The 9,666-nt window shown below is 70.6% G+C and carries 11 protein-coding genes and 1 pseudogene; 7 read left to right on the plus strand and 5 right to left on the minus strand.

The window, feature by feature from the left end; translation table 11 throughout:
• The coding region (locus tag RT323_RS14575; RefSeq protein ID WP_313409745.1) for an exodeoxyribonuclease V subunit gamma at positions 1 to 261 on the minus strand (261 nt) is incomplete at its 3' end.
• A 149-nt stretch (positions 262 to 410) separates the two neighbouring features.
• Between RT323_RS14575 and RT323_RS14580 the strand changes: the two genes are divergently transcribed.
• From RT323_RS14580 to RT323_RS14595, 4 genes are all read left to right on the plus strand, one after another.
• The gene (locus RT323_RS14580; protein ID WP_313409747.1) at positions 411 to 878 is read left to right on the plus strand and encodes a hypothetical protein; all 468 of its coding nucleotides are present in this window, start codon (positions 411 to 413) and stop codon (positions 876 to 878) included.
• Positions 878 to 1,744: a serine/threonine-protein kinase gene (locus tag RT323_RS14585; RefSeq protein WP_313409749.1), complete on the plus strand. Its 867-nt coding sequence runs from the start codon at positions 878 to 880 to the stop codon at positions 1,742 to 1,744. Before RT323_RS14580 ends, RT323_RS14585 begins: the two co-directional genes overlap by 1 nt.
• 172 nt (positions 1,745 to 1,916) lie before the next feature.
• Positions 1,917 to 3,155 carry a DUF222 domain-containing protein gene (locus RT323_RS14590; RefSeq protein WP_313409751.1) on the plus strand — a complete coding sequence of 413 codons (1,239 nt, stop codon included), beginning with the start codon at positions 1,917 to 1,919 and terminating at the stop codon, positions 3,153 to 3,155.
• Between the two features lie 129 nt (positions 3,156 to 3,284).
• The gene (locus RT323_RS14595) at positions 3,285 to 3,848 is read left to right on the plus strand and encodes a hypothetical protein (protein ID WP_313409753.1); all 564 of its coding nucleotides are present in this window, start codon (positions 3,285 to 3,287) and stop codon (positions 3,846 to 3,848) included.
• On the opposite strand, the gene RT323_RS14600 is transcribed toward RT323_RS14595, so the two are convergent.
• The 4 genes from RT323_RS14600 to RT323_RS14615 all read right to left on the minus strand — a co-directional run bounded on the left by RT323_RS14600 (position 3,833) and on the right by RT323_RS14615 (position 6,842).
• Entirely contained in the window at positions 3,833 to 4,492 is a 660-nt protein-coding gene (locus tag RT323_RS14600) for a response regulator transcription factor (RefSeq protein WP_313409754.1), read from the minus strand. The two genes, RT323_RS14595 and RT323_RS14600, sit on opposite strands and share 16 nt — an antisense overlap.
• 1 nt (position 4,493) lies before the next feature.
• Positions 4,494 to 5,876 (minus strand): HAMP domain-containing sensor histidine kinase, encoded by a 1,383-nt coding sequence (locus RT323_RS14605; RefSeq protein WP_313409756.1) that lies wholly within the window; start codon positions 5,874 to 5,876, stop codon positions 4,494 to 4,496.
• Between the two features lie 27 nt (positions 5,877 to 5,903).
• Complete coding sequence (locus RT323_RS14610; protein WP_313409757.1) at positions 5,904 to 6,275, minus strand: hypothetical protein; 372 nt, start codon at positions 6,273 to 6,275, stop codon at positions 5,904 to 5,906.
• A gap of 75 nt (positions 6,276 to 6,350) precedes the next feature.
• Positions 6,351 to 6,842 carry an Lrp/AsnC ligand binding domain-containing protein gene (locus RT323_RS14615; protein ID WP_313409759.1) on the minus strand — a complete coding sequence of 164 codons (492 nt, stop codon included), beginning with the start codon at positions 6,840 to 6,842 and terminating at the stop codon, positions 6,351 to 6,353.
• A 120-nt stretch (positions 6,843 to 6,962) separates the two neighbouring features.
• On the opposite strand from RT323_RS14615, the gene hppD reads away from it, so the two are divergent.
• The 3 genes and pseudogenes from hppD to RT323_RS14630 all read left to right on the plus strand — a co-directional run.
• Positions 6,963 to 8,162 (plus strand): 4-hydroxyphenylpyruvate dioxygenase, encoded by a 1,200-nt coding sequence (gene hppD, locus RT323_RS14620; protein ID WP_313409760.1) that lies wholly within the window; start codon positions 6,963 to 6,965, stop codon positions 8,160 to 8,162.
• Positions 8,163 to 8,173: 11 nt separating this feature from the next.
• Positions 8,174 to 9,352 (plus strand): cupin domain-containing protein, encoded by a 1,179-nt coding sequence (locus RT323_RS14625; protein WP_313409762.1) that lies wholly within the window; start codon positions 8,174 to 8,176, stop codon positions 9,350 to 9,352.
• A 14-nt stretch (positions 9,353 to 9,366) separates the two neighbouring features.
• A pseudogene (locus RT323_RS14630) lies at positions 9,367 to 9,666 on the plus strand (hypothetical protein); the annotation flags it as partial.

The raw sequence follows: 9,666 nt of genomic DNA on the forward strand, positions 1-9,666 counted from the left end.
GTCGTCGTCGTCGACGCCCAGCAGCTCGGCCGCGATCGAGTGCGGCCGCGCGAACCGGATCCCGGCCGTGACGCCGTCGCCCCCGGCCGGACCGGCGCCGAGGCGATGGCTCAGTCGTTGCGACAGCCACCGCTCGGTGCCGATCGCCGCCACGACCACCAGCTCGGTGGCGAAGGGGTCGTCGGTGGGCTGGGCGAGCAGCTCGGCGAGGTCGTCGGCGAGCACGTCCGTGCGCTCGGCGCGATGCAGGTGGAAGGTCATGACGGGCTCAGTCTGCCGTGTGGCTCCGACATCGGGGCGGAGCCGGTCGAAACGACTCCGGCACTTCATGAGAGTCCTCTCATGGACGTCTCACAGGAGCCTCACGGCGCGCCGTCAGGGTGAAGGCACATGAACACGAGGAGGAACCCATGAAGAGCAGCATCCGCACAGGCATCGTGGCACTCGCCGGGACCATCGCCCTGACGACCGGTGGCGTCGTGGTCGCCCAGGCCGCAGTGGGCGGCACGACCGATCCCGCGAAGCGCGAGGACTCGACGACCGGCGTCGTCTCCACGGTCGACGACGACACCGACCCGACGCCGAGCCCCGACCCGACGGCAGACCCGACGCGCAACACCGTGGCGTCGGTCGCGTCGACGTCGGCCGCCCCCACCACGTCCCAGGCGACCGACGACCCGACGGCGAACACGGTCCAGTCGCGCAACACCGTGGCCTCCACGAAGTCGAAGGCCAGCGTCCAGAGCCGCAAGTCCGTCCAGAGCCGTCAGTCCGTCCAGAGCCGCAAGTCGGTCCAGAGCCGTCAGTCGGCGCCCAGCCGTCAGACGGCCGCGAGCGCACCCTCGCGCCAGTCCGCGCCGAGCCGCGCCGCCAGCTGATGTCGTCCCCCTCGTACGAGACCCCGGCGGCTGACCTGCCGCCGGGGCTCGTCGGCCTGCACGAGCTGGGCGGCGGCCTGCACCACGAGGTGTGGCTCGCGTACGACGAGCACCGACTGGCTCCGGTCGTCGTCAAGATCGTCCGGCCGGAGCTGTTGGCGGACACCGACGCGATCGAGGGGACCCGGCGCGAGATCGAGGTCCTCTCGAGCCTGGCCCATCCGTCGATCGTGCGGATCTACGACGCCGACGACGAGGTCGAGCGCCCGTACTTCGTCATGGAGCACCTCGACGGCCCGACCCTGTCCGCGCTCATCACCCGCGACGGACCGGTGCAGCTGCACCAGCTGCTGCCGCTGGCGCTGGAGCTGGCCGGCAGCATCCACTACCTGCACACCCAGGGGCTCGTCCATCTCGACGTCAAGCCCAGCAACGTCATCATGGGCGCACCGGCGAAGCTCATCGACCTCAGCCTGGCGCTCGACGTCGATCACGCCGCGAGCCTGGACCAGCCCGTCGGCACGGACCAGTACATGCCGCCGGAGCAGTGCGACCCGATCAGGCACGGGCCCATCACGCCGGCCAGCGACGTGTGGTCCATCGGCGCCACGCTCTACCGCGCGGCCGTGGGGCACCGGGCTTGGCGGTCCACCGGCGCTGCCGACGAGCAGCGGTGGCCCCAGCTGACCGCTCCGCCGGCCCCGATGCCCGACTTCGTCCCGGCGCCACTGCGCGACCTGGTCATGGACTGCCTCACGATGGATCCCGCCGCCCGGCCGACCACGACAGATCTGGTGGAGCGGGTCGAGCCGATGCTGGCCGCACTGCCCGCCGCCCGCCTGTCCGGTTTCAGCCTCCGCCGCTGAGGGACCGAGGTTGCCCCGACCACGATGTGGACTTCTTATTGTGCCCACCTCTCTTCACCCAATACGATGGGAACATCAGTTCGAGTAAGTCGGGGGATTCGTGGACGTCATCGGTGGGCTCAGGTCGGGGCAGCGGTTCCTGGCGTCTGCGCGTGCCCGTGACCTCGAGTCCTTGACCCCGGATCAGGTGGCGGCTGAGGCGGCTGCGGTGCAGTCGCTGGAGCGTGAGGCGGCGGCGTTGAAGATGGCGTTGTTCGCTGTCGCGGAGCAGAAGAAGGCCCATCAGGGCACCGACGCGGTCGACATGACCGCGCTGGTCGCCCAAGGCGCTGGGATCACGCGGCGTGAGGCGACCAAGCAGATCAAGCTCGCCACCCGGATCGAGACCGCACCCCAAGTGCAGAAGGCGCTCGCGAGGCCGGGCATGTCCACGGCGAAGGCCGCGATCGTCACCGGTGCACTGGACGACCTGCCCGCTGATTTGACGGCCGCGCAGCGTGATCAGGTCGAGTTCGAGTTGGTGGAGGCTGCCCAGGAGATGACGGCCGATCAGTTGACCCGTAAGGCCAAGCGCGCCCTGGAGACCCTCGACATCAAGCGCGCTGACGACATCGAGAACAAGCGCCTCCAACGCGAAGAGCACGCCCAGCGACAGCTGTCGGAGTTCTGGATCGGACGACCCGACGAGACCACCGGACTGGTCAAGTTCGGCGGCAAGACCGACGCCCTCACCGCGGACATGCTCTGTGCGGTCATCGAGTCGAAGACCAGCCCCCGCAAGCGGGCACTGGCTGTTGCGGAGAAGACGGGCGTCGACGTCACGCCGGTCGAGGATCGCCGTGACATGACGCCGGCTGAGAAGGCCGGTGAGGCGTTCGCCGAGATCATCCGTCACCTGCCCAGCGACAGCTTCGGCAACCACGGCGGCGTGAACGCCGCACTGGTCGTCACGATCGACGAACAGTCACTGCGCGGCGGGACCGACCGCGCCGGGGTCACCGAGTTCGGCACCAGCATCAGCGCCGGCGAGCTCCGCATGCTCGCCTGCAACGCCGGCATCCTGCCCACGGTCATGAACGGCGCATCAGTCCCCCTGGACGTCGGCCGGACCAAGCGCTTCCACACCCAGAAACAACGCATCGCCCTGGCCCAACGAGACCAGGGCTGCGCCTACCCCGGCTGCGACCGACCACCCGGCTGGTGCGAGAGCCACCACGCCACCCGATGGTCCGACGGCGGACACACCACCATCGACGACGGCGTCCTGCTCTGCGCACACCACCACAGGTACGTCCACCAAGCCGACATCCCGATCCGATTCGTCGACCGCCATCCCGAGTTCCAGATCCGCGGCACCTGGCGACGCAACCAGCGTTACCGACCCCTGCAGCGAGAACTCGTCCCTGCCTGAACCCGACACCCGTCTCGCGGGGCGGTCGATCAGCGGTGGTCCAGTGCAGCGGCAGGAAGGCAGGACAGCAGGGCTCGTCCTGGGTCACACTCGGGTCACCGTGGTGTGCCCCTGACGGAGGAGAGCCCAGTGGGAACGAAGAGCATCGCGGCCCTGGTCATCAGCCTCGCGGTGGTGGTCGGCGCTGGAGTGGCACTCGCGATCGCCGCTTCGGCGCTGTCCTCGGCACGAGCGGAGGAGGCGGAGGCGAGCCGGAAGGTCGCGGCCGCCCGCGCCGACCGTGCCGACGCCCTCGAGAGTCTCCAGGAAGCGCAGGTGCAGCGCGCCCTGGCGGAGGTGCGAGCGGAGTCGGGCCGTGTCACCTTCCCGTTCGGCGACGGGCCACCCGAGGAGAGCTCGGCGGAGTACGAGCAGGCACGGGCTGACGCCGCCGAGGACAACGACGTTGCCCAGCGTGCCTACGAGTCGTCGGCATCGGCAGCGCACGACGCCATCGCGCAGGCGCGCGCGACAGTGGCGACCCTCGACGATGCGGAGAGCTCCTATCCGCGAACGCGCTCGCTGGCCGTGGCCTCGGCGATCATGGGCCTGCTCGGGGCTGGATGCTCGTTGGTCGTCGGTCGGCAGTCGCGTGCGAGGTCCAGGGGAACGGATGACTCGTCCTCGTCGCGAAGGCTTCACTCCACGCGGTAGCCCACGCCCCGCACGGTCGTGACCAGGGCGGCCCCCAGCTTCTTGCGCAGGTAGCCGACGTAGACGTCGACGACGTTCGACCCGGGGTCGAAGTCGTAGCCCCACACGTGCGACAGCAGCTGCTCGCGCGAGAGCGCCTGCCCGCGGTGGCGGATCAGCACCTCCGCGAGGGCGAACTCGCGCGCCGACAGCTCCACCTCCCGCTCGCCCACGTAGGCGCGACGGCTGCGCAGGTCCAGGCGCACGTCCCCGGCGGTGAGGTCCTCGTTGACGACCGTCTGGCCCGTGCTGCGCAGCCGAAGCCGCACCCGTGCCACCAGCTCGGCGAAGCGGAACGGCTTGCTCATGTAGTCGGCGGCGCCGCCCTCGAGGGCGGCGACGGTGTCGGTCACCGAGTCACGCGCCGTCAGCACGATGACCGGCAGGGCCGAGCCCTCCTCGCGCAGGCGCTCCAGCACCGTGAAGCCGTCCATCCCGGGCAGGCCGATGTCCAGGACGATCAGGTCGAACTCGCCGCTCATCGCGTAGTCGAAGCCGGTGATGCCGTCGCCCACGACCGTGGGGGTGAACCCCTCCGCCCGCAGGCCCTTCGCGATGAAGGACGCGATCCGCGCCTCGTCCTCGACGACCAGGATCCGGTTCATGTCACTGATCCTCCGTGATCGGCACGCGCATCCGGAAGACGGCCCCCTCGCCCGGTGGCGTGTCGTCGAGGCGGACCGTGCCCCCGTGGGCCTGGGCGATCGCGCTCACGATGGACAGCCCGAGCCCGAACCCGTCGTGGGTGCCGGTCGACGTGAACCGGTCGAAGATCGACTCGCGCAGCTCCGGATCGACACCCGGGCCGTCGTCGGCGACCCACAGCTCGAGGGTCGTGAGCGAGGACCGCGACCCGATCGTGATCGTGTCGCCGGCCCCGGTGTGGCGCACGGCGTTGTCGGCCAGCTGCAGCAGGGCCTGGGTCAGTCGCTGGCCGTCGAGTTGCCCCGTGCCGGCGGCGGACAGGTTGGCCCGCCAGTCGCGGTCGGCCAGGCCGCGGCACCGTGCGACGACACCCTCGCCCAACGCGGCCAGGTCGACGAGTTCGCGCCGGACGAAGTCAGGTCGACGCGACTTCGCCAGCACGAGCAGGTCGTCGACCAGGCGCGACATCCGGTCGACCTCATCGAGCAGGAGTGCTTTCGTCTCCTCGACGTCCTCCGGGTCGTGCTGGTCCATGACCTCCAGGTGGCCGCGCACGACCGTCAGCGGCGTCCGCAGCTCGTGGCCGGCGTCGTCGAGCATCTTGCGCTGGGTCGTGAAGGCCGCCTCGAGCCGGTCGAGCATCTCGTTGAACGTCACCTGCAGGTCCGTGAGGTCGTCGTGCCCGGTCACCTCGAGCCGCTCGTCCAGGGAGCGGGCGCTGATGTCGCGGGCCGTGTCGCGCAGCCGGGCGAGGGGTCGCAGGAGCCGACCCGCGACCCACCCGGATGCGGCCGTGACGACGACCAGCGACAGCAGGCCCACCAGGGCGTACGTCGTGAGCAGGTCGGTCAGTGGCTCCTGCGCCTCGGAGTGGTTGCGCGTGACGACCAGGGCGGCGCGTTGGTCGCCCTGCAGCACGGGCAGGACGCCGACTCGGTACCGGTCGCCGCGGGGCACCTCGAAGTCGCGGAGTCCGCCCTCGGCGCTCATGTCCTCGACGAGCCGCGAGAAGGCGGGGGAGTCGAGCAGGTCGCTGTCCTCGTCGCCGATGTAGCGGGGGCCGCCGCTCGCCGGGAACATCCAGACGACCTCGCCCTCCTCCGGCAGGGTGCGGGCGAGGAAGGCCAGGAGCCGCTCATCGGCGCCGATCACCTCATCGCGACCGAACGACTTCCTGAACTCGGCGAACTCCTGGGTGATCGCGGTGTCGATGCCCTGGTCGATGCGGCGGGACTCGACGATCCACATCGTCACCCCGGCGGCGAGCAGGGCGGTCCCCACGAGGGCGGCGATCGCGGTCATCAGTCGCTGACGGACCGAGATGCGGGCCCACGGCACCGTCACCTGCGCTGCTTCCGCAGGCTCGTGCCCTCAGTCGTCGTCATCGTCGTCCCGGCCGTCGTCGTCATCATCGTCGTCGTCATCATCATCGTCGACCGGACGCGGACTCGGCTTGACGGGCTTCGGCTTGGGCTTGGGCTTGGGCGCGGCCGTGCGGCGCGGGGGCTCGGCCGTGGGGGTGGAACGTGGCGGCGGTGTCGTCGCCGTCGGCGCCGGGGGCGTCGGCTCGATGGCCGGCGGCTCGTCCGTGGGGCTCGCCGAGGCGCCGACCGGGGTCAGGATCACCGGCTCGATCCGGCCGTCCGTCCCGCTGGCCGGCATGAGCCGGCCGACGAGGATCCCACCGAGCGCCAGGATGACGACGCCGACCGCGCAGGCGGCGAGGAGGGGACGCAGGCGCATGGTCCCATTCTCGCGGGTCGCTCGCCGATTCGGATGAGTACGCGATGAGAGTCCCGACGGCACAGCCGGACAGCGTCAGCGGAACGCGGGGGCGCGCGGCGGACTCCCGGCGGCGCCCTTGCGCAGGACCGGCAGGACCCGCATCGGCACCAGCTCGGACAGCACGATCACACTGCTTGTGCGGGCCACCGATCCCGACCCGCTGATGTGCAGCAGCGTGTCCTTGAGGTCCTCGTGGGACGTCGCGGCGATCCGGCACACGATGTCGGCCTCGCCGCTGGTGATGAACGCCTCGAGGACGCTGGGCAGCGACTCGAGCTCCTCGGTCACCGCGTCGATCGAGCCCTGCACGATCTGCAGCGTGACGAAGGCCTGGACCGGGTGGCCGGCGGCCGCGAGGTCGATGTCGGGCGCGTACCCGGTGATGACCCCGGACTCCTGCAGCTTGCGCAGCCGCGCCTGCACGGTGGCCCGCGCGACACCGACGATCCGCGACAGCTCGAGGTCACCCACGCGGGGATGGAGGTGCATGGCCTCGATGAGGGCCACGTCCAAGGGGTCGACCATGCGGCACCGGCCTCGCAATCTGCCTAGTTCGCACCGGGATGAGATGGGCGCGATGTCGAGTCTGACCACCACGAACAGCGGAGGTTGTCTCGATCGTACCCACGGTGTGTCCTGAGTCACATGAGCCTCGACCTCACGGATGCCGAACGCCTCGCCCACCTCGACCTCGAGCAGCTGCAGCAGCTGGTCGGACTCGTCGAGCACGACGCCGCGGCCGACCCGTTCCCGGTGACCGGCTGGGACGCGCTCGTCTGGAACGTCGGCAACGCGACGCAGACGGCGCACTTCTTCATGTCCGCGTACGCGATGGACATGGTCGCCTACTCCGGTCCCGAGACCGGCAACCGCGACCACCACGCCTACGTCCTGGCCAGCGGTGCGGTGCGCTTCGTGATCCGCGGCGGCGTCGACCCGGACAGCCCCGTCATGGACCACCACCGGCAGCACGGCGACGGTGTCGTCGACATCGCGCTCGAGGTGCCGGACGTCGACACGTGCGTCGAGCACGCACGGCGGCAGGGGGCCACGATCCTCGAGGAGCCGCACGACGTGAGCGACGAGCACGGGACCGTGCGGATGGCCGCGATCGCCGCCTACGGCGAGACCCGCCACTCGCTCGTCGACCGCAGCCGCTACACGGGGCCCTACCTGCCCGGCTTCGTCGAGCGCACGTCGACGATGCGGCGACCCGAGGGCGCGCCCCGCCGGATCTTCCAGGCCCTCGACCACGTCGTCGGGAACGTCGAGCTGGGCCGCATGGACGAATGGGTCGACTTCTACGGCCGCGTCATGGGCTTCACCAACATGGCCGAGTTCGTGGGCGACGACATCGCCACGGAGTACAGCGCGCTGATGAGCAAGGTCGTGGCCAGCGGGAACCACCGGGTCAAGTTCCCGCTCAACGAGCCCGCCATGGGCAAGAAGAAGTCCCAGATCGACGAGTACCTCGAGTTCTACCGGGGCCCCGGCGTCCAGCACCTGGCGCTGGCCACGAACGACATCCTCGCCACGGTCGACTGGCTGCGCGACGCCGGCATCGAGTTCCTCGCCACGCCCGACTCCTACTACACGGACCCGGCCCTGCGGGAGCGCATCGGCGAGGTCCGTGTCCCGATCGAGGAGCTGCAGCGACGCGGCATCCTGGTCGATCGCGATGAGGACGGCTACCTGCTGCAGATCTTCACCAAGCCGATCGGGGACCGCCCCACGGTCTTCTTCGAGCTGATCGAGCGACACGGGTCGCTGGGCTTCGGCAAGGGCAACTTCAAGGCGCTCTTCGAGGCGATCGAGCGAGAGCAGGCCCGCCGTGGGAACTTCTGAGCGGGCCTGACATGGCCCACTACCGCAGCGCCGGGAGCATCCCGCCGAAGCGCCACACGCAGCACCGTGCCCCGGACGGGTCGCTGTACCGCGAGGAGCTGATGGGGGAGGAGGGCTTCAGCTCGGACTCGTCCCTGCTGTACCACCTCGGCGTTCCCTCGGCGATCGTCGAGGCACGCCCCTGGACGCTGCCGGACCAGGCCACGATGCCGAACGAGCCGCTGCTGCCCCGGCACCTCAAGCTGCACGACCTGTTCGGCGACGCGGAGCGCGACCTGGTGAATGGCCGGCGACTCGTGCTCGGCAACGCGGACGTGCGCATCTCGTACGCGGTCGGCGCGCAGGCGTCCCCGCTGTACCGCAACGCCACGGGCGACGAGTGCATCTTCGTCGAGCGCGGCAGCGGCGTCCTGGAGACGGTGTTCGGCCACCTGCCGTTCGGCCCGGGCGACTACCTCGTCGTGCCGCGCGCGACGACGCACCGCTGGGTTCCCGACGGCCCCGTGCAGGCGTACTGCATCGAGGCGAACAGCCACATCGGTCCGCCGAAGCGCTATCTGTCGCGCTACGGGCAGCTGCTCGAGCACGCGCCCTACTGCGAGCGGGACCTGCGGGGACCGACCGAGCCGGAGGTCCGCGACGAGACCGACGTCGACGTCCACGTGAAGCACCGCGGCTCGGGACCCGGGGGTCTGGCGGGCACCGTCCACGTCGTGCCGCGGCACCCGTTCGACGTCGTGGGCTGGGACGGCTGCCTCTACCCGTACGCCTTCAACGTCGCGGACTTCGAGCCGATCACGGGGCGCGTGCACCAGCCGCCACCGGTGCACCAGGTGTTCGAGGGCCACAACTTCGTGATCTGCAACTTCGTGCCGCGCAAGGTCGACTACCACCCGCTGGCGGTGCCGGTGCCGTACTACCACTCGAACGTCGACTCCGACGAGATCATGTTCTACGTCGACGGCGACTACGAGGCCCGCAAGGGGTCGGGGATCGGTCGGGGGTCGATCTCGGTCCACCCGGGCGGGCATTCGCACGGTCCGCAGCCGTCCGCGATCGAGGCGAGCCTGGGCGCCGAGTCCTTCGACGAGCTCGCGGTCATGGTCGACACGTTCCGGCCGCTGGAGTTGGGCGAGGGCGGTCGCGCGGTCGACGACGGCGTCTACCACCTGTCCTGGGGGCGGTCGTGACGAGCGACGCGTTCGTGAGGCTCTTCGACGACGCCGCGATCTTCCCGCCGGGCGACGCGCCCGTCGACGTCGCGGTCAAGGAGCACATGTCCCGCCAGGCGCCTCCCGAGGGAGCCGTCGTCGGGCCCTTCGTGTGCGACGTCGCCCGCCTCCCGGCCCTGCTGCAGGAGGCGGACGCGCCCCTGCAGCTCGCGCTGGTCGCCGCGGTGGACGAGGTCGCCGCGGCCCTCGACGCCCTGGCCGGCTCGCTGGTCCAGCCGGTCGCGCTCGAGCTGCGCGGACCCGTCGACCGGCTGCCGGACCTGCCTGGCCTG

The sequence above is a fragment of the Aeromicrobium sp. genome (assembly GCF_032084975.1).
Lineage (GTDB): Bacteria > Actinomycetota > Actinomycetes > Propionibacteriales > Nocardioidaceae > Aeromicrobium.

Coding starts and splice junctions, on each gene's coding strand:
- RT323_RS14580 (WP_313409747.1), top strand. CDS start 411: ATGAAGAGCAGCATCCGCACAGGCATCGTGGCACTCGCCGGGACCATC.
- RT323_RS14585 (WP_313409749.1), top strand. CDS start 878: ATGTCGTCCCCCTCGTACGAGACCCCGGCGGCTGACCTGCCGCCGGGG.
- RT323_RS14600 (WP_313409754.1), bottom strand. CDS start 4,492: ATGAACCGGATCCTGGTCGTCGAGGACGAGGCGCGGATCGCGTCCTTC.
- RT323_RS14610 (WP_313409757.1), bottom strand. CDS start 6,275: ATGCGCCTGCGTCCCCTCCTCGCCGCCTGCGCGGTCGGCGTCGTCATC.
- RT323_RS14615 (WP_313409759.1), bottom strand. CDS start 6,842: ATGGTCGACCCCTTGGACGTGGCCCTCATCGAGGCCATGCACCTCCAT.
- hppD (WP_313409760.1), top strand. CDS start 6,963: ATGAGCCTCGACCTCACGGATGCCGAACGCCTCGCCCACCTCGACCTC.
- RT323_RS14625 (WP_313409762.1), top strand. CDS start 8,174: ATGGCCCACTACCGCAGCGCCGGGAGCATCCCGCCGAAGCGCCACACG.